The organism is Streptomyces sp. NBC_01210 (assembly GCF_036010325.1).
In the GTDB taxonomy this organism is placed as follows: Bacteria; Actinomycetota; Actinomycetes; order Streptomycetales; family Streptomycetaceae; genus Streptomyces.
The window spans coordinates 3,716,248-3,735,699 of record NZ_CP108549.1; the positions used below are offsets into that span (position 1 = coordinate 3,716,248).

Here is a 19,452-nt window from a genome sequence, read left to right on the forward strand (position 1 = left end):
AGTCTCTGCGGTCACGTCAAACTACCCGCACAAACTAAGGCAGCATCCAGCCCAGTACCGGTGTGCTCTGTGCAGTCACGATCAGGCACATCACCAGGAGCAGTCCCAGGCTCCACGGGAGCACCTTGCGCAGCAGGTCGCCCTCCTTGCCCGCGAGCCCGACCGCCGCGCAGGCGATCGTCAGATTCTGCGGCGACATCATCTTGCCGAGGACCCCTCCGGAACTGTTGGCCGCCGCCAACAGCTCGGGCGAGAGACCAGATTCCCGCGCCGCCGTCACCTGAAGCGCGCCGAAGAGCGCGTTCGCGGAGGTGTCCGAGCCGGAGACCGCGACGCCGAACCAGCCGAGCACCGGGGAGAGGAAGGCAAGTCCCGCGCCCGCCGCGGCCACGAGGTGACCGATGGAGGCGGCCTGTCCGGACAGGTTCATGACATACGCGAGTGCCAGTACGGAGGTGACCGTGAGGATCGCGTACCGCAGTTCGTGCACGGTCGCCGCCCACTCGCGCAGCGCCACCCGCCCGCGTACGCCCAGGACGAACGCGGTCACCGCTCCCGCGAGCAGCACCAGCGTCCCGCCGGTGGAGACGAGCGGCATCGTGAAGACATTCGCGCCGACCGGCTTCCCCTCCGGGCTCGCGACATCGAGGAACGGCCAGTCGAAGACACGGGTCGCCTCCGCCAGCAGCCGTTTGACAGGTGGTATCTGGGCGACGGAGAAGATCGCGACGATGAGTGCGTACGGGGCGTAGGCGCGCACCACTTCGCGCCGCGGGTCCTCGTGGTCCAGGTCCTCGCTCCGTACGCCTGTGAGCACCGCAGCACGTACCGGCTCCGCGGCCGGCCTGCGCGCGCCCGGCACCGCGATCAGTGCTGCCGCGCCCACCAACGCCGCTCCGATGTCGGCGAGTTGGGCCGAGACATAGTTGGCCGCCGCGAACTGGGCTGCCGCGAAAGCGAATCCGCAGCCGAGCGCGGGCGCCCAGGTCTCCCGCAGACCCCGCCGCCCGTCGACAAGACCGACCAGCACCAGCGGCACGACGAGGGCGAGCAGCGGCGTCTGGCGGCCGACCACCGAGGCGACCGAGTCCAGCGGCAGGCCGGTGACCTGAGCGAGCGTCACCACCGGGGTGCCCATGGCGCCGAACGCGACGGGCGCGGTGTTGGCCACGAGCGAGACGACCGCCGCCTTGACCGGGTCGAAGCCGAGCGCGACGAGCATCACCGAACAGATGGCGACCGGCGCGCCGAAACCGGCGAGTGCTTCGAGCAGCGCACCGAAGCAGAAGGCGATGACGAGGGCCTGGATGCGAGGGTCGTCGGAGAGTCGGCCGAAGGAACGCCGCAGGATGTCGAAGTGCTGGGTACGGACCGTCATCCGGTACACCCACAGGGCGTTGACGACGATCCACATGATGGGGAAGAGGCCGAAGAGCGCACCCTGTGCGCCGGCCGAGAGGGTCTGGCCGAGGGGCATTCCGTAGGCGAGCCAGGCGACCAGCGCCGCGACGGCGAGGCCGATGAGTCCGGCGCGGTGGGCCTTCATCCGTACGGCTCCGAGCAGCACCATGACGGTGACCAGCGGGAGCGCGGCGACGAGGGCGGACAGGGCGAGCGAGTCGGCGACGGGTTCCAGTTCCTGCACGAACACGACGGACCTACCTCCGAATTCCGGGATGCGGAAAGCGATCTCTCACGGGTGAGGGAATGGTCGTGTCCGCGACAAGTGGAGGTCAATGGTCCGTACAGGATTCCGTACAGGATTCAAGGAATGGATGAGCGGCGGGGCGCGTGGAGCAGGTGGAGCGAAGGCGCTCAGCAGGTGGAGCGAAGGCGCTCAGCAGAAGGGCGCACTCCAGGGGCGCGAGGGCTCAGGAGTCCGGGGAACGCAGCACTCGCAGATGGCCGCGGCGCGCGACCTCCCTCGGGTCCGCCGTGCGGCGGCCGTTCTGCGCGCCGGCTTCGGCGGTCCGTCCCTGCGGGCGGGCTGCCTCCCGTACGGCATTGGCGAGCGCCTCAAGATCGTCGCCGCTGGGGCGGGGCGGGGCGGAGCCGTCGGTGAGCCGCACGACCTCCCAGCCGCGCGGGGCGGTCAGGCGCTCGCTGTGCTCGGCGCACAGGTCGTAGCAGTGGGGCTCGGCATAGGTGGCGAGCGGGCCGAGGACCGCGGTCGAATCGGCATAGACGTACGTCAGTGTCGCGACGGCGGGGCGGCCGCACGCGGTGCGCGAACAGCGACGTACAGGGCTCACGACGTTGGACGGTACCGCACTCTTGAGCGGGCTGCGACGACTCTCCACCAGGTCACCCCACCGTGTCGTGCTGTGATGTCGACCATAGAGGCTCCTCGAGCAACTGCCCTGACCTGCACGGGAGGAGAAGCGCGCCGACGACACCCGCGGGCGATGCGGTCATGACTCGGGGTAAATAAGGTCAATCACGATGAGAACGGCGATCGTGGGGAGGTATGCAATCGGGCCCAAGCTTGGCCGGAATGCTCATTTAGCGACATGCCCCCCTCCCCGCGGCGCGGACCCGATCGCCGCACCCCAGTGAGAGTTACCCTGCGTCAGTGATGGACAGTTCTGTGCCGCCCCGCCCGTCCGAACCGCGGCCGCGTCGCCGCGACCGCCACGGCCGCGGGATGCGCGGGCCGGTCGCGCCGCCCCAGGTACCCCTCGCCGCCAGCCGGGCCGAGTCCTTCCGGGACCTGGTGCAGGACTCGGTGGAGCGGCTGGAGCGACGCTGGCCACAGCTCGCCGACGTCGATTTCCTCGTACTGGACGTGCCGGGCGCGCCGGACGAGTCGGTGCCGCTGGGCAGCTCGGCTCCCGCGGAAAAGGAACGGCGGGCTCAGATCGTGGTCTACCGGCGGCCCGTCGAGATCCGGACGAAGAATCGCGACGAGCGCGCACTGCTGGTGCACGAGGTCGTCGTGGAGCAGGTGGCTGAGCTGCTGGGGCTGGCGCCGGAGTCGGTCGACCCGCGATACGGACAGGACTGACCGACGGCAGTCCACTGCCGTCGGTCGTTGCGCCGGTCGATCTCGTCAGTCGTCCAGTGTCGATCTCGTCAGTCGTCCAGTACCGACAGGTCCTGCTCCGCCTTCGGCACCGCCACCGTCCCCCGGTCGTCCGGCAGCGTCTGCACCGTGAACATCGGGATGCCGTCCTGCGGCAGCGTGAGCGTGCGTGACGCGTGCACCGGGCCGCCCGACACCGTCTCGACGGTGAGCGCGTACGAGCCCTTGAGGCCGGCCGGGACCGGCGGGGGGACCGCCAGTGTCGTACCGGCCTTGACCGTGTACGTCTTGACGACCTGAGTGCCGCCCTGCGTACCCGCCGAGGCGGTGACCTTGACCTGTGCGCCGGCGTCCGGCGCGGTCAGGGACAGGATCGAGCCCTTGGCTCGGTTGTCGGCCGCGGTCGCCCGATCCCCCACCGGTGCGGTCGCCGGGATGAAGGCGACCTCCTGCTTGTCGCCCTTACCGCGCACGACGCGCAGCGCCGCCACCACCGGGGTCGCCTGGCTGCTCTGCGCCGGGCTGAGGATCAGTGATCCGGCCTCGCCCTTGGTGACGTCCTGCAGGTCGACGGCCGCGGTCATGCCGGACTTGATGTGCAGCGTCTCGTGTCCGGCCGGGGTGATCCGGCCGGTCGCGCCCGCCAGCTGCACCTTCAGGTCGGCGTCGTCGTCGCCGGGCGCGAAGGCCACCAGCTGGACCGAGGTGGCGTCCGCAGGGATGCCCGGCAGTACCGCGGTGCCCGACGGATCGGCCGAGGCGGCCAGCCAGTCGCTGCCCGCCTTGTCGTCGGCTGCCCGCACCACCGCTCCGACGCGGCCCGTGCGGGTGGTGACATGGACGGTCAGATCCGCGGCGGGGTCGGAGGTCAGTGTGGAGAGCAGGACCGGGACGCTGGATCCGGCGGGGACCGGGATGCCCTCGGTCAGTGTGGTCTTGAGGGCGCCGTCCTTGCCGTACAGCTCGATGTCGGCGACGGCAGCCGTCGGGTCCGGGTTGGTGAGGTGGACGTAGTCCTGGCGGTTCTTGGCGATGGAGGCGCCCGGGAACCAGAAGTCGGTGTCGGGTGCGGTGCAGCTGACGCCGAGCACGCCGCGCGAGCCGCCCGCGGTGACCGTGGTGGTCTGCTGGGCGGTCCAGCCGGGGGCGAGGCGGCCGGTGGCGGTGCCGACGAGGGCGGGGGCCTCGCCGCCGGCGGCCTTGGCGGCGACGGGCTTGCCGGGCTCCTTCAGCGCGAGCACCGCCTTGTCGGGCGCCGGCTTCTTCGCGCCCTCCGCCGCGGCGCCCTTCTTGGCGCCCTTCTGGGTTTCCTTCTGGGTTTCCTTCTGGGTTTCCTTCTTGGGCGCGGTGCCGGTGTCGGCCAGGGTGGCGGCCGACGCCTTCAGCTCGGCTGCACCGTCCTTCGCGTCTCCGGCCTTCCCGACCGGGGTGAACGACGTGTACGCCGTCTCCGCGATCTCGGAGCTGCTCGGCGCCGGGCAGAGCAGGCTGGAGCGTTCGACGGGCAGCCGCGCCGCGGCCCCGGCTTCCGCCGTCGAGCCGCCGCCCGGTGCGGTGAGGGCGGCGAACCCGGTGATCGCGGCGAGTGCGACGGTGGTCGCGATCAGGGAGATGGTTGTGCGCTTCACTCTGACTCGCCTCGCGAAGTGTTGCCGGGATGCTGTTCGGTCTCGCTGCCGTCGGGGTAGGGCTGTCCGCCCTGCCGGTCGTAGCCGTACGGGTCGTACTGGCCCTCCTGGTACTGCCCGTCCCCGTAGGTCGCCGCCTGGTACGGGTCGGCCTGGTACGGCTGCTGCTGGTACTGGTCCGCAGCGCCGTACTGCTGCCCGTCGCCGTACTGCTCACCCCCGTACTGCTGCCGGCCGTCGTACTGGGCGCCGCCCTGGTACTGCTCGTTGTCGTACGGGGCGGTGTACCCGGTGTCCGCGTACGACTGCGCGTCCCATTCGCCGTACTGCTGCTGGGGCACCGCCGCGTACTGCGTCGGCTGCTGCTCGGCCTGCTGTGCGCCGAGTTGGCCGTACGGGTCCGGGGCGGCGTAGGCCTGAACCTGCTCGGCCGTCCCCACCTCTGTCTCCAGCGCCGTGTCCGACTCGGCCTCCGCTTCGGACTCCGCTTCGGCCTGCGCGCGCAGTCTGCGTGCCCTGCGGCCTTCGCCCTCCACCGGCTGAGCCGGTACGGCGATCTCCTCGTCCGGCAGGTCGTCGTCGATCTCCCGGCGCCGGCCCGGAAGCGCGAGCACCAGCAGCACCAGCGCGAACGCGCCCTGGGTCCAGATCCAGCCCGTGTGGGTGGCGGGGTCGTCGTACGTCAGATCCAGCCGACCGCCCTCGGCGGGCAGCTCGAAGCCCTGGGCCCAGCCGTCGACGGTGGTCTTCGTCAGCACGCGGCCGTCGAGCGTTGCCTGCCAGCCTGCGTCGGCGCGGTCCGCGATGCGCAGCACGCGTCCGGACGCACCGGCCGGGATCTTGGCGTGGGCCTCGACCGGGTCGGCGGCGACGGGCAGGGGGTCGGCCTTGCCGGTGACGATGGTGGCCCGTGCCACCTGGCGGTCGACGCGCCACAGTGCGCTGCCGTCGAGCTGGCTCAGCCGGGTGAGGCCCGGGGTGGCGTCGAGGACGCGGCCGGTCTGGCGCGGTGCTCCGTCACGTACCAGTACGTAACGGATCGCGAAGCCGCTGAGCTGGCTGGTCTGGTCGGCGCCGGAGCCCGCGACGAGGTTGGCGACGACCTTGTCGAGGCGGCCGTCGTTGCCGCCGGCCTCGGACAGTTCGGCGTCGCCGAGGCGGCCGCCGGAACCGCGTACGAGGGTGTACGAGACCTTGGCGGCGGAGGTGCCGCCGAGGACGAGGGTGCGTGGCTGGTCGCGGGTGTCGCTCTCTGCGGCGACGAAGGCGGGCACCTGGACGGGGTCGCGTCGTTGCAGCGGGCCCGCGGCGCCGCTGAGCATCCAGTTGCCTGCGGCGAGAAGGGGGGCAATGCCGGCGGCGAGCGTGACGAGGGCCGCGACGGGCTGGCGCCAGCCGAAGTTCTGGGCGGCGACGCGGGAGCGGCCGCCTTCGGCGCCGATGACGGCGGCGGTGAGCAGGGCGATGCCGTAGACGAGGGTGGCGGGTCCTGCCCAGCCGGAGCCGTTGGCGAGCACCGCGAAGATCAGTGCGACAAGTGCGGCGGCCCAGGCGGCGCGGATCGCGAACTGCCGTTCGCCGCGCAGCAGGGCCGCAAGTGCGGCCAGGACGATGCCGATGAGCAGGATTCCGCCCGCGGCCTTGGGGCCGCCGGGGCTCATGCCGAGGAGGTCGAGTGCGCCGGCCGATCCGGTGCCGAACTCGAGTCCGGCTTCACGGAAGAAGCCGGACGGGCCGGTGAGCAGGGTCAGCGACCACGGCGCGAGCACAAGGAGCGGAGTGCCGACGGCGGCGAGGAAGCGCAGTCCGTATGCCGTGATGTCGTCACGTCGCAGTACGAGGACGCCGATGCCGAGGACGAGCGCGATCGGCCACACGATGGGTGTGAACGCCATGGTGAAGGTCAGCAGGAGGGCGTAGGCCCAGGTGGCGCGCCAGCTTCCGCGCCCGCCGCCGATGTCGCCGCGCAGTCCGTGGGCGGCGACGCCGGCGCGTGCGATGAGGGGCAGCAGGATCGCGAGTACGGCGGTGCCGAGCCGTCCGGTGGCGAGTGCGCCGGTCGCGGCGGGCAGGAACGCGTACGCGACGCTCCCCCAGGCCCGCAGCAGCCGGGACTCGACGATGGGCCGGGAGGCGAAGTACGCGGTGAGTCCGGCGAGCGGGACCGAGCAGACGAGCAGCACGGTGAGTGCGAAGCCGGTGGAGCCGAGGAAGAGAGTGGAGAGCGCCGCGAGCACCGCGAGGTAGGGCGGTGCGGTCTGGGTGCCGCCGGTGCCGAGCGGGTGCCAGTTGTCGGCGTAACGGGACCAGAGCTCGGAGACGTCGGCCGGGGCGGGCAGCAGTGCGCCGCCCGCGAGGGCGCCGCTGCCGAAGAGTCCGCGGCAGGCGACGAGCGAGACGATGAGCAGGACGGCGAAGAGCACCGGTCCCGGCTTGCGCCCTATTTTCTTCAGGCGGGCGAATTGTTCGATCTCGAGGAAGTCCGCATCGTCGCCGCCGGGTCCGGATTCGACGGCGCCGTGCCGGGAGCCGCCGGAGTCGGCGTCGGAGCTGCCGCCGAAATGGCCCGCGACCTGTTCGACGGTGGCGCGGACGGTCGCGCCCGTCGGCGGGAAGAGGGGGCGCAGTTCGCCGGCCTCGACCGCTCGCCGAGAGCGCCTGCGGCGTCCGGCGATGATCCGTTCGGGCCGCAGCAGGGTGCCGAAGAGGCCCATGACTTCGTCGACGGCCTGGCCGGGGACTTTTCCGACGAGGTAGGCGAGGGTGCGCAGCAGGGTGCCGAAGACGATGCGCAGGAGTACGTAGGGGAGTGTGGCGCCGCGTGCGTTGGTGAGGAGGGTGTAGACGGCCCCGGCCTTGTCGACGCGGTGCGGGCTGGCGACGGAGCGTCCCGCGCAGTCGACGGTGCGGCGTTCGCGGGCGGCGGCTTCGGCGTGCCGCATGACGGCGTCGGGGGCGATGAGGACGCGGTGCCCTGCGGCGTGGGCGCGCCAGCAGAGGTCGACGTCGTCGCGCATGAGGGGCAGTCGTCGGTCGAAGCCGCCGAGCTCCTCGAAGACGTCGCGGCGGATGAGCATGCCGGCGGAGGAGACGGAGAGGACGGAGCGGATCTGGTCGTGCTGCCCCTGGTCCTGTTCGCGCCGGTCGAGTCCGGTCCAGCGGCGTCCGCTGTTGGCGATGGAGACGCCTGCCTCGAGGAGCTGTTTGCGGTCGTACCAGCCGCGGAGTTTGGGTCCGACGATGGCGGCGTATTCGTCGGAGTCGGCGACGCGCAGCAGTTCGGCGAGAGCGCCGGGTTCGGGTGCGCTGTCGTCGTGGAGGAGCCACAGCCATTGGACGGGTTCGCCGTGGGGCAGCTCGGGCATGTTGTAGGCGTCGTCGCGCCAGCTCCTGCTGACCGGGTCCCAGCCGCTGGGCCGCTTCAGGTAGGGCAGGTCGTCGGGCGTGAGCACGCCGGCGGTGCGGGCCGCTTCGTCGACGGCGGTGCCGAAGCCGGTGCGGCGGGCGAGGTGCAGTACGCGTTCGGCGCCGAGTGCTTCGGTGACCAGCCGAGCGGAGTCGTCGGCGCTGCCGGTGTCGGCGGCGATGACGTTCTGTACGGGGCGTTCCTGGCCGAGGAGTCCGGCGAGGGCGTCGGGGAGCCAGCGTGCGCCGTCGTGGGAGACAAGCACGGCGGTGACGACATGCCGCGGGAACTCGGGCGGGTGTGCGGGAACAAACGCGGCTGTGGTGGGGGACATTGAGGTACGGGCCCTCCGGCCGGGGGGTCGCCCCGTAGGGGCGTTGGAGCGTCTCGGACGGGGCCCCACACTAACGGTATGAAAAAGCGCTGCGGCGCGAAGCGGCTCGATGGGGTTGGTGGTCGGGCGACGGGTGGGACAGAACGGTCCGCCGACTGCGGCGAGTGCGCAGTCGGCGGACCGTGGTTTACGTACAGGCTTGTGGTGTTTGGTCGAGTCTCGGGTATCGGTTCGGTTTTCAGACGGCGGCCTTCTTCAGCCTGCGGCGTTCGCGTTCGGACAGGCCGCCCCAGATACCGAATCGCTCGTCGTTGGCGAGGGCGTACTCGAGACATTCGGGGCGGACCTCGCAGGCAAGGCAGACCTTCTTGGCCTCGCGGGTGGATCCGCCCTTCTCAGGGAAGAAGGACTCGGGGTCGGTCTGGGCGCACAACGCGCGCTCCTGCCAGCCGAGTTCCTCGTCCGCGTCCTCGACCAGCAGTTGTTCGAACAGCTCGGTCATGTGCGCCCCTCGTCTGTTTTTGCGTCCCCGTGATGTTGCCGGTGTCGCTTTTCGGCCGAACGACACGAGTGAAATTACAAGTGCGGTGCTCCAAGCCAGTCAAGCCGAGATCTGCTATTGGGCCCGGTATTCACTCTGGGGAACCAAAGCTTTGCGGAAAGTGTTCAAATCATGAGAAACCTGACACATGCCAGCGGCCTGCCCCGCACTCCCCCTCTCACACAGAGAAGACGTGGCTGGGATCGATCTTGTTGCCCATCGAGCCACTGAAGCGATCCGGATCACAGTCCGATCACGGGACCGCAACGGCGTTTGTCAGCGCGGTTGCTGCGCCATGTCTCCGCGGTCGCGGCTGCACAAACCTTTCTCCGCAGCCAGTAACCGGATGAGGTGAAACATTACCGCCAAATCGGTCATCGAGTTGACAGTATTGGACCCACCCGTCACCTTTGATTGCATGCCAGTGACCTCAGCGCCCTTCGCAACCCCCACCCGTGGGTTCCGCAGCGCTGTCCAGGCTCGCTGTTGCTGTTCCAGCTGTTGATGCCGTAGCGCTCCAGCTTCACCACCGCGTACAGCTCATCGCCGTATGCACCGCATGTACTGCGACACCCCTGCACTGCACGTTCTCTGCCGAGGAACCACCGCACCCATGAACAGCGACAGCGACCTCCAGATCGCCGGCGACATCCTCGCCGTACAGCACCTGCTCCAGCCCGCCCGTGAGCACCCGGCCACCGTCGCCGACTTCGTCGGCCTGGCCCGCTCCATCGCCGCCGACCGCGCGCAGTGGGCCCACCTCGTCCAGTACGACACCACCACCCGCTGGTACCACCGGCTGCGCACCGGTCCGGGCTACGAGGTGTGGCTGCTGTCCTGGGTCCCGGGGCAGGGCAGCGGGCTGCACGACCACGGACTGTCCTCCGGTGTGCTGACCGTCCTCGACGGCGAGCTCACCGAGCGCACCGCAGACACCTCCCGGTCCCTGTCGGCCGGCGCGCAGCGGGTGTTCGCGCCCGGATATGTGCACGAGGTGGTCAATGACTCGCTCGAGCCTGCGGTCAGCCTGCACATCTACTACCCGGGTCTGACCGATATGCCGATGCACAGCTCCCAGTGCTCCCCGGCCGAACGGGATGTCGTAGCCGCCTGACCACCACCGGGATCAAGCTCCGCCTGACAGTCCCGCCCTTCGCCCGACCACCACCCCTCATGAGATCAGGCTCCGCCTGACAGTCCCGCCCGTCGCCCGACCACCACCCCTCATGGGATCAGGCTCCGCCTGACAGACTGTCTGCATGCGCATTGTGGTTCTGGCCGGCGGCATCGGCGGCGCCCGTTTCCTCCGCGGTCTCAAGCAGGCCGCGCCCGAAGCGGACGTCACGGTGATCGGCAACACCGGCGACGACATCCATCTGTTCGGACTGAAGGTCTGCCCCGACCTCGACACCGTGATGTACACCCTCGGCGGTGGCATCAACGAGGAGCAGGGCTGGGGCCGTACGGACGAGACCTTCCAGGTCAAGAGCGAGCTCGCGGCGTACGGCGTGGGACCCGAGTGGTTCGGTCTCGGCGACCGCGACTTCGCCACGCACATCGTCCGTACGCAGATGCTGAGCGCGGGCTATCCGCTCAGCGCCGTCACCGAGGCACTCTGCGCGCGGTGGAACCCGGGCGTGCGGCTGCTGCCGATGTCCGACGACCGCGTCGAGACGCATGTCGCCGTCGAGGTCGAGGGCGAGCGCAAGGTCATCCATTTCCAGGAGTACTGGGTGAAGCTGCGGGCGTCCGTGGCCGCGGAGGCCGTCGTGCCCGTCGGCGCGGACCAGGCGAAGCCGGCGCCCGGGGTGCTGGAGGCGATCGCCGCCGCCGACGTCATCCTCTTCCCGCCGTCCAACCCCGTCGTCAGCGTCGGCACGATCCTGGCCGTGCCGGGAATCCGCGAGGCCATAGCCGAAGCGGGCGTCCCGGTCGTGGGCCTGTCCCCCATCGTCGGGGACGCGCCGGTGCGCGGCATGGCGGACAAGGTCCTGGCCGCGGTGGGCGTGGAGGCGACGGCCGCGGCCGTCGCCCAGCACTACGGCTCCGGGCTGCTCGACGGCTGGCTGGTCGACACGGTGGACGCGGGCGCGGTGGCGGAGGTCGAGGCGGCCGGGATCCGCTGCCGGGCCGTGCCGCTGCTGATGACGGATGTGGACGCGACCGCCGAGATGGCGCGTCAGGCGCTGGCCCTGGCCGAGGAGGTACGGGCGTGAACCCGCCCTCCTACCGGGTCTGGGCGCTGCCCGGTCTTGCGGAGGTCCAGCCGGGCGACGACCTCGCGAAGCTGATCACCGCGGCCTCACCGGAGCTGGTGGACGGCGACGTACTGCTCGTCACCTCGAAGATCGTGAGCAAGGCGGAGGGGCGGGTCGTCGAGGCGGCCGACCGCGAGGCAGCCATCGACGCGGAGACGGTACGGGTGGTGGCGCGGCGCGGCACCCTTCGTATCGTCGAGAACCGGCAGGGCCTGGTGATGGCCGCGGCCGGGGTCGACGCCTCCAACACCCCTGCGGGGACAGTGCTGTTGCTGCCCGCCGATCCTGATGCCTCGGCGCGGGCGATCCGCGAAGGGCTGCGGGAGTCGCTCGGCGTCGACGTCGGCGTGATCGTCACGGACACCTTCGGGCGGCCCTGGCGCAACGGTCTGACCGATGTCGCGATCGGTGCGGCGGGCGTGCGGGTACTGGACGATCTGCGCGGCGGGACCGATACGTACGGCAATCCGCTGAGCGCGACCGTCGTCGCCACCGCGGACGAACTGGCCGCGGCGGGCGACCTGGTGAAGGGCAAGGTGGCGGGTCTGCCGGTCGCGGTGGTCCGCGGTCTGCCGCATCTGGTGGCCGACGCGGCCGAGGGAGCGCGGGCGATGGTCCGGGTCGCGGCCGACGACATGTTCCGGCTGGGGACCTCGGAGGCGGTACGGGAGGCGGTGAGCCAGCGCCGTACGGTGCGGGAGTTCACGGACGAACCGGTGGACGGCGGTGCGGTACGCCGCGCCGTCGCCGCGGCTGTGACGGCTCCGGCGCCCCATCACACGACGCCCTGGCGGTTCGTACTCCTCGAATCCGCCGCGGCACGCACCGGGTTGCTCGACGCGATGCGGGACGCGTGGATCGCGGACCTGCGTCGCGACGGCAAGTCGGAGGAGTCCGTCGCGAAGCGGGTGCGGCGCGGGGACGTGCTGCGCAAGGCGCCGTATCTGGTCGTGCCGTGCCTGGTGGCGGACGGCTCGCACCACTACGGGGACGAACGCCGGGATGCCGCCGAGCGCGAGATGTTCGTGGTCGCTGCGGGCGCGGGCGTGCAGAACTTCCTGGTGGCGCTGGCGGGTGAGCGGCTCGGCTCGGCGTGGGTGTCGTCGACGATGTTCTGCCGCGAGGTCGTACGGGACGTGCTGCGGCTGCCGGAGGAGTGGGACCCGATGGGCGCGGTGGCGGTCGGGCATGCCGCCGGGGCGCCGAAGGAACGGCCGGCGCGGGAGGCGGAGCACTTCATCGAGGTGCGGTGACGCGCCCTCGCGCCCCGCAGCACGTCAGGAGTGGTACAGCACGCGTACGACCATCGCGTCGGCCGGCAGGGCGTCGAGGTAGGCGTTGATGCTGCGGCGGCACGCATGCGTGCCGCCCTCGATCCAGCGGCCGTCCAGTGTGAGCAGGGCCCAGGTCGGCAGTACGTCTGCGGTCTTGAGCTCGACGAAGGCGGCGAGGTCGTCCCCGTAGACGGCCACCGGGTCGTCACCGAGACGGTCGTGCAGCTCGGAGTCCGCGCGCAGCGCCCGGATCACCGGCTGGTCCCCGAAGTCCTCCAGCGCCTGCCGCTCCGGGTAGCCGACCGGGTCGAGGAATGCCTTCTGCCAGAAGTGGCCCAGCGGCAGGGACGGCGGATACGCGGCGGCGAACTCGTGCCAGCGCCTCGCGGCATCCTCGGCGGCCGGGGCCCGGTCGGCGTCGAAGTCCAGCAGCCCCTTGGGGCCTCCGTCGCACCGATTGCGGGGCCGCGGCTCGTCCTTGTCCTCGCCGTCCCTGACGATCCTCGGATCGTCCTCGTGCCCGGCGAGCACCGCGAACTCCCAGCCGCCGGCGGAGATGTACCAGTAGTCCCACTCCCCCACCCAGTCCGGGTGGGGGATGTCCTCGCGGTAGTAGTGGTAGGGCGCCATGGCCGCGCCGATCGCCCGCTGGAGATCGGCGGGTTCGGTCGGGGCGAGACAGACGGTGACACGTTGCTTGGCCATGAAGTCCTTCTGCCCTCGGCGTTCTACAGGCCGGCGATGTCTGCGCGGGGCATCTTGGGCACGCGGCGGGGCGGGGTGCGGCCGCTCAGCAGGATCAGACGGGCGGCGCGGTGGCGCTGGCCGGCGTACGGGGCCAGGAGTTCGAGCATCGCCGCGTCGTCGGCGTCGCGGTCGCCCGCGAGCGCGTAGCCGACGATGCCCGGCAGATGCACATCACCGACGGAGACGGCATCGGGTGCGCCGTTGCTGCGCTGGACCGTTTCGGCGGAGGTCCAGGGGCCGATACCGGAGATCAACTCCAGCCTTGCCCGGGCCTGTTCGGGCTCCATGGCTGCGGCCTCCTCCAGGCGGCGGGCGACGCGGACCGCGCGCAGGATCGTCGATGCGCGCTTGTTGTCGACGCCCGCGCGGTGCCACTCCCAAGAAGGGATCAGCGCCCAGGTGCGGGGCTCGGGCATCACGTACATACGCGGTGCGGGGCCGGGCGCGGGTTCGCCGTACTTGCGTACGAGCAGCCGCCAGGCTCGGTACGCCTCGTCCGTGGTGACCTTCTGCTCCAGGATCGAGGGGATCAGGGATTCCAGGACCAGGCCGGTGCGGGACAGGCGGAGGCCGGGACGGCGGTGCTGGGAGGCGGCGATGAGGCGGTGGCGCGGGGTGAAGGCGGCGGGGTCGTCCGCCTCACCGAGCAGCGTGGGGAGGTGCTCGAGCAGCCAGTCGGCGCCGGGGCCCCATGCCTCGGCCTCGGCGGCGCCGGCGCTCGCGTGCAGGGCGACGCGGAGGGTGCCGGGGCCGGCGGGCGTACGGCTGGCGCGCCAGACGGAGCCGTCCGGGGTCGTACGGAAGGTGGGGTCACCGGGGCCGCGACGGTGCGGCCCGAGCACCAGCCCGAGATCGAGGGGCCCGGGGGGCGTCCAGCTCCGGGTGCTGGAGCCGGCCCGCGTCTGCGCGGGGATGCCGGAGGGGACGGTGGTGTGGCCGCCTCGCACGGTGGTGCGGGTGGGGGTGCGGGGGGCGAAGCGTCCTGACACGGCGGGGTCCTCGGGATCGGGTGCCTTCTGAGGGTAGGCGGTGTTGTTCCCCCACTCCGCCCCTTCCCGAAGCCGGGGCTGCGCCTCCAGGCCTCCTGGAGGGAGGGGGACGTGGGGCCGGCGCTCCACACCCGATGCGCCGGCTTCGCGGCGCGGGGTCCCCGGGGCCGCTTCGGGCTGTGTACTCCATCGCCGGACGGGCTTGATTTTTCAAGCCCGTCCGGCGATGGAGGAGCGGGGTCCGGGGCGGAGCCCCGGCTACTGGTCCGACGAGAACCGCACCGATGACGGCGGTAGCACCGCCTCGCACCACACCCTCGCGCCGTCGCGGAGCTCGTTGTCCGCGCCCACCGACGCGCCGTCTCCGATCACCACGCCCGACAGGACCGTGCGGGGTCCAATTCTCGCGCCCGCGCCGATCAGGGAGGCGGAGATCTCCGCGCCCTCCTCCACCACCGCGCCCTCCAGGATCGCGCTGCCGTCGATACGGGCGCCGCCGCCGATCCGGGCGCCACGGCCGACCACCGTGCCGCCCGTCAGCTTCGCGTCGGGTGCCACTGTCGCCGACGGCAGTACCAGGCGGTCGCCGCAGCGGCCCGGGACCGCCGGGGACGGGGCACGGCCCATGACCAGGTCGGCCGAGCCGCGGACGAAGGCCTGCGGGGTGCCGAGATCCAGCCAGTACGTGGAGTCGACCATGCCCTGGAGGTGGGCTCCGGAAGACAGCAGGTCCGGGAAGGTCTCACGTTCGACCGAGACCGGACGGCCCGTCGGGATGGTGTCGATGACCGAGCGACGGAAGACGTACGCGCCCGCGTTGATCTGGTCGGTGACGATCTCCTCGGGCGTCTGCGGCTTCTCCAGGAAGGCCGTGACGCGGCCGGAAGAGTCCGTCGGGACCAGACCGAACGCCCGCGGATCCTCGACCCTGGTGAGGTGGAGCGAGACGTCCGCGCCGGACGACTGGTGCGTGGCGACGAGCGCCTCGATGTCCAGGCCCGTCAGGATGTCGCCGTTGAAGATCAGGACCGGGTCCTCGGGGCCCGAGTGCAGCCGCGACGCGACATTGCGGATCGCCCCGCCCGTGCCGAGCGGCTCCTCCTCGGTGACGTACTCCAGGTGGAGGCCGAGCGAGGAGCCGTCGCCGAAGTACGGCTCGAAGACCTCGGCCAGGTACGACGTGGCCAGCACGATGTGCTCGACCCCCGCCGCCCGCGCCCGCGCCAGCTGATGCGTCAGGAACGGGACGCCCGCGGCCGGAACCATCGGCTTCGGCGTGTTGACGGTGAGCGGACGCAGCCGGGTGCCCTTGCCGCCGACCAGGAGGATCGCTTCTGTCACCTTGTCGTCTCTGCTTCCTGCTGGGGCCGGCATGCTCACTCGTTCGAGACCGGCAGTGTATGCAGTTCGTCGGTGCTTTCCCCGTCAGGTCCGGCCCTGCAGCGTGGCCGAGGAAGTCCGGGCCGTGCCGAGCCTGGCGTAGAGATGACTTCCCGGACATTCCGTGAAGAATCCGTCCCGGTGCCCGGAGATGGCGTTGAAACTGACGTTCTTGCCCTTCTCATACTTGCCGCTCCCTCCTGACGTCAGCACCGACTTGCCACGGGGGTCGATTCCGTACAGTCCGAGCTTCCAGGCGGTCAGCTGCGCGATGGCGTCCACCGCGACCGCGGGCGGGGTGGACAGACTGTACGTGCCGAGCACGGCGATACCCATGCTGTTCGTGTTGAATCCCAGGGTGTGCGCGCCGAGGACCGGTTTGGCCACGCCTCCCGCGCGCCCTTCGTAGATGTTTCCGCACTTGTCGACGGCGAAGTTGTAGCCGAAGTCTCGCCAGCCACTGCTCACTACGTGGTAGCGGTAGATACTGCGCAGGACGGAGGGCGCCTGCTCGCAGGTATAGCTGTTGCCGGTGGCGGTGTGGTGCACGAAGGCGACCTTCACGGAATTGGTGTAGACGAAGCCCGGTTCGCGCAGCGACTCGCTCGCACCCCACCCCTTGCGCGTAATGATGCGCGGGCGCGGTCCGATGTAAGGACTCAACTCCACGGCGCCGACCTCCCCGGCCGCTGTCGCGTCCTCTTCGGCCTGCGCCACGGCCTGCGCTTCCGTCTCCGCCACGGAAAGCGCCGGGAGCACATCCTCATCCTCCGCCGACGTCGGCTCGTCGTCGGCCCGCTCCTCCTCGTCCGCCGGCGGCGCCTGGCCGGCTGCCGACTCCTCGCCGGGGTCGACGAGTTCAAGGCTCAAACCTTCGGGCAGCGGCCACGGATCCGCCGCCTCCGCGCGTACGCGTACCTCGACGCCGTCCGACGCCCCGACCCAGAGCGGGGCCGTGGCGCCGCGGGCCCTCCCCCATTCGCTCTCCCGGGTACCGGGATCGGCGCGATGCTCGGCGTTGTGGGTCTCCACGCCCTGCCAGCCGGACCACGCGCCGGAGCCGACGGCCCTGGTGCGGACCTGGACGGTGCCGTGCAGTTCGGCGTTCACGTCGTCCCAGACGACGCCGAGCAGGGAGAACGGTCTGACCTCACGTTTGGTCAGACCCTGTTCCGCCGCGTGCCCGAGGGACCGCTCCGATGTCGTCGCCCCGATGGCTGCGAGCGGCAGGGACTGGGTGGAGCCGGGCACATCAGGCGCCCGGGGCGCCACGGCGGCAGCGCCGGAGGGCAGCGAGAGCGGGAGTACGAGCGCGGCGGTGCACGCGATGCCGATCGAAAAAGCTGGGAATCCACGCATGGGTTCGATCCTGAGCCGGGGCCGCCGACTCCGCTTCCCAAGGAACTGACGGCGCAGCGGTCCGACCGGTGTACGCATCACCGGTACGGCGGCCTGTCCAGTCACCGTGCCGCGTACGCTTGCGCGCGTGAACGCCAGCGACCGTACCCCCGCCGACCTGCTGCGATCCGCGCTCGCCGCGGACCCGGCGCGCCCCTTGGTCACCTTCTACGACGACGCCACCGGTGAGCGCGTCGAATTGTCCGTGGCCACCTTCGCCAATTGGGTGGCCAAAACGGCGAATCTGCTCCAGGGCGATCTTGCGGCCGCGCCCGGCGACCGGCTCGCGCTGCTGCTTCCCGCGCACTGGCAGAGCGCGGTCTGGCTGCTCGCCTGCTCCTCGGTCGGGGTGACCGTGGAGGTGGGCGGCGACCCGGCGGACGCCGATCTCGTCGTCAGCGGACCGGACACGCTGGAGGCGGCGCTGGCCTGTTCCGGGGAGCGGGTCGCTCTCGCGCTGCGGCCGCTGGGGGGCCGTTTCCCGCAGCCGCCGGCGGGCTTCGCCGACTACGCGGTGGAGGTGCCGGGGCAGGGCGACCGTTTCGCTCCGTACGCGCCGGTGGACCCGGCCGCGCCCGCGCTCGCCGTCGGCGGCTTGGAGCTGACGGGCGTACAGCTGGTCGAACGGGCCCGCGCGGACGCGGCCGACTTGGGACTTTCACCCGGCTCGCGACTGCTGACGGGACGCTCGTACGACTCCTGGGAGGGGCTGTCGGCCGGGCTGTTCGCGCCGCTCGCGGCCGGCGGGTCGGTGGTGCTGTGCCGCCATCTCGGCGAGCTGTCCCAAGAGGGCCTCGAGAAGCGGATCGAGAGCGAGCGCGTCACCAACACCGCCGTATGACAAGCCTCTGAAGTCCACTCGTGTGGCGCACACACGGGCCGAGCCCCCGGGCCTCAGCGTCAACTCCGGTACATGATCGGCGATACCCGTGCTTAAAAAGACAACCAAGCGTGAGGTTCGGCCGTCTAGTCCTGCGATCGGCGACCCAGCGCGCCGCCGACGCCGTGAAGGATGGACGCAGACGTGACGGAGAGTGCTGGCACGCCCGCCGAACCGGACAGGCCGGCCGACGACGAGCCGGCCGCGGGAACGCCCGGGCACGAGGCGGACGAGGTCCCGAAGGGCGAAGCCGGTACGGCCGGCGCGCCGCAGGACGAGGCCTCCGCCACGGTGTCCGCCGCCGACGGACAGACGTCCGGCACTGACGGCACCGACGGCACCGACGGCATGACCGAAGGCACCCCTGCTGAAACCGCCAACCACAAGCGCCACTGGCTGCGTTGGACCGCCCTCGGCACCTCCGTCGTCGTGCTCGCCGCGGCCGGCGTCGGCTGGTGGTTCTACCGCAAGCTCGACGCCAACATCACCACGGACAGCACCGCCGCCGCCGAGCTCGAGTCATACGAGAAGGAGCGCCCGGCGTCCCTCGCGCACAACGCGCAGAACATCCTGCTGCTCGGCTCGGACACCCGCTCCGGCGAGGGCAACAGCAAGTACGGCCGCGACGACGGCGGCAGCCAGCGCTCCGACACCACGATCCTGCTGCATATCGCCGCGGCCCGGCAGAGCGCGACGGCGATGTCCATCCCGCGCGACCTGATGGTGACCATCCCGAGCTGCCACAAGCCCGACGGGACCCGCACGAAAGAGCAGTTCTCGCAGTTCAACTGGGCCTTCGAGTTCGGCGGTACGGCCTGCACCATCCGTACCGTCGAGCGCTTCACCGGTATCCGCATCGACCACCACATGGTGGTCGACTTCAGCGGCTTCAAGGACATGGTCAACGCCGTGCACGGGGTCGAGGTCTGCCTCAAGGATCCGATCGACGACGCCGACGCGCACCTCAGGCTTCGCGCGGGCAAGCAGTTGCTCAACGGCGAGCAGGCCCTCGGCTTCGTACGGGCCCGCAAGTCCATCGGCAACGGCAGCGACACCGAACGCATGGACCGCCAGCAGCAGTTCCTCGGTGCGCTGGTCAAGAAGGTACAGAGCAACGGCGTACTGCTGAATCCGATCCGGCTCTACCCGGTACTGGACGCGGCGACCAAGTCGCTGACCACTGATCCGGGTCTTGACTCGCTCAAGGATCTGTATGACCTGACCCGCTCAATTCGTGACATTCCAACGGAAAAGGTGCAGTTCCTGACGGTTCCGCGGCAGCCGTACAGCGCCGACCCGAACCGCGACGAACTCATCGAGTCCGAGGCCGCCCAGCTCTTCAAGCGGCTGCGGGAGGACACGCCCGTCACGGTCGTCTCCGGGGGCAACGGGAAGTCCGGGGACGAGGGCGAGAACGGGGAATCCGAAAAAGCGTCGCAGCGGCCCACGGCCGGGACCGACGAGAAGCCCGACGACAGCGCAGCCCGGGGCCCGACACCGACGCCGACTTTCTCCGGCACGAATGCCGCTGTGGGCATGTGTGAGTAAAGCGATGGCCAAGCCGGAGTCCGCAGTCCATGACGATTGGGCGGAAT

General features: G+C 70.9%; 15 protein-coding genes. 6 read left to right on the plus strand and 9 right to left on the minus strand.

The annotated features are described in order from the left end of the window. Window positions 1–34: 34 nt before the first annotated feature. Window positions 35–1,651: an L-lactate permease gene (locus OG735_RS16720; RefSeq protein WP_327323969.1), complete on the minus strand. Its 1,617-nt coding sequence runs from the start codon at window positions 1,649–1,651 to the stop codon at window positions 35–37. 220 nt (window positions 1,652–1,871) lie between these two features. After that, entirely contained in the window at window positions 1,872–2,300 is a 429-nt protein-coding gene (locus OG735_RS16725) for a DUF3499 domain-containing protein (RefSeq protein ID WP_327323970.1), read from the minus strand. Window positions 2,301–2,575: 275 nt separating this feature from the next. Here OG735_RS16725 and OG735_RS16730 point away from each other — a divergent pair, with 275 nt between their 5' ends. Further along, entirely contained in the window at window positions 2,576–3,004 is a 429-nt protein-coding gene (locus OG735_RS16730) for a metallopeptidase family protein (RefSeq protein ID WP_327328347.1), read from the plus strand. A 68-nt stretch (window positions 3,005–3,072) separates the two neighbouring features. Here the strand turns inward: OG735_RS16730 and OG735_RS16735 are convergent, their stop codons facing one another. The 3 genes from OG735_RS16735 to OG735_RS16745 all read right to left on the minus strand — a co-directional run bounded on the left by OG735_RS16735 (window position 3,073) and on the right by OG735_RS16745 (window position 8,892). After that, a complete protein-coding gene (locus tag OG735_RS16735) occupies window positions 3,073–4,650 on the minus strand; it encodes a DUF5719 family protein (protein ID WP_327323971.1) in 1,578 nt (525 codons plus the stop codon). Then, complete coding sequence (locus OG735_RS16740) at window positions 4,647–8,390, minus strand: glycosyltransferase family 2 protein (RefSeq protein WP_327323972.1); 3,744 nt, start codon at window positions 8,388–8,390, stop codon at window positions 4,647–4,649. Before OG735_RS16740 ends, OG735_RS16735 begins: the two co-directional genes overlap by 4 nt. 238 nt (window positions 8,391–8,628) lie before the next feature. Beyond that, entirely contained in the window at window positions 8,629–8,892 is a 264-nt protein-coding gene (locus OG735_RS16745) for a WhiB family transcriptional regulator (protein ID WP_326650296.1), read from the minus strand. Window positions 8,893–9,544: 652 nt separating this feature from the next. On the opposite strand from OG735_RS16745, the gene OG735_RS16750 reads away from it, so the two are divergent. From OG735_RS16750 to OG735_RS16760, 3 genes are all read left to right on the plus strand, one after another. Then, window positions 9,545–10,045 (plus strand): cysteine dioxygenase, encoded by a 501-nt coding sequence (locus OG735_RS16750; RefSeq protein ID WP_327323973.1) that lies wholly within the window; start codon window positions 9,545–9,547, stop codon window positions 10,043–10,045. A gap of 145 nt (window positions 10,046–10,190) precedes the next feature. Then, window positions 10,191–11,147 carry a 2-phospho-L-lactate transferase gene (gene cofD, locus OG735_RS16755; protein ID WP_327323974.1) on the plus strand — a complete coding sequence of 319 codons (957 nt, stop codon included), beginning with the start codon at window positions 10,191–10,193 and terminating at the stop codon, window positions 11,145–11,147. Then, window positions 11,144–12,442, plus strand: a complete 1,299-nt coding sequence (locus OG735_RS16760; RefSeq protein WP_327323975.1) for a coenzyme F420-0:L-glutamate ligase — start codon at window positions 11,144–11,146, stop codon at window positions 12,440–12,442. Before cofD ends, OG735_RS16760 begins: the two co-directional genes overlap by 4 nt. 24 nt (window positions 12,443–12,466) lie before the next feature. Here OG735_RS16760 and OG735_RS16765 read toward each other — a convergent pair whose 3' ends face one another. The 4 genes from OG735_RS16765 to OG735_RS16780 all read right to left on the minus strand — a co-directional run bounded on the left by OG735_RS16765 (window position 12,467) and on the right by OG735_RS16780 (window position 16,938). Continuing rightward, window positions 12,467–13,168 (minus strand): hypothetical protein, encoded by a 702-nt coding sequence (locus OG735_RS16765; RefSeq protein WP_327323976.1) that lies wholly within the window; start codon window positions 13,166–13,168, stop codon window positions 12,467–12,469. 23 nt (window positions 13,169–13,191) lie between these two features. After that, window positions 13,192–14,199: a DNA-3-methyladenine glycosylase family protein gene (locus OG735_RS16770; protein ID WP_327323977.1), complete on the minus strand. Its 1,008-nt coding sequence runs from the start codon at window positions 14,197–14,199 to the stop codon at window positions 13,192–13,194. A gap of 258 nt (window positions 14,200–14,457) precedes the next feature. Beyond that, on the minus strand, window positions 14,458–15,573 hold the full coding sequence (locus OG735_RS16775) for a sugar phosphate nucleotidyltransferase (RefSeq protein WP_442812442.1): 1,116 nt from the start codon (window positions 15,571–15,573) through the stop codon (window positions 14,458–14,460). Between the two features lie 51 nt (window positions 15,574–15,624). Beyond that, window positions 15,625–16,938, minus strand: a complete 1,314-nt coding sequence (locus OG735_RS16780; protein ID WP_327323979.1) for an N-acetylmuramoyl-L-alanine amidase — start codon at window positions 16,936–16,938, stop codon at window positions 15,625–15,627. 127 nt (window positions 16,939–17,065) lie between these two features. On the opposite strand from OG735_RS16780, the gene OG735_RS16785 reads away from it, so the two are divergent. Both OG735_RS16785 and OG735_RS16790 read left to right on the plus strand, forming a co-directional pair. Then, complete coding sequence (locus OG735_RS16785; protein ID WP_327323980.1) at window positions 17,066–17,818, plus strand: TIGR03089 family protein; 753 nt, start codon at window positions 17,066–17,068, stop codon at window positions 17,816–17,818. Window positions 17,819–18,001: 183 nt separating this feature from the next. Continuing rightward, entirely contained in the window at window positions 18,002–19,405 is a 1,404-nt protein-coding gene (locus OG735_RS16790; protein WP_442812443.1) for an LCP family protein, read from the plus strand. The last annotated feature ends 47 nt before the right edge of the window (window positions 19,406–19,452 follow it).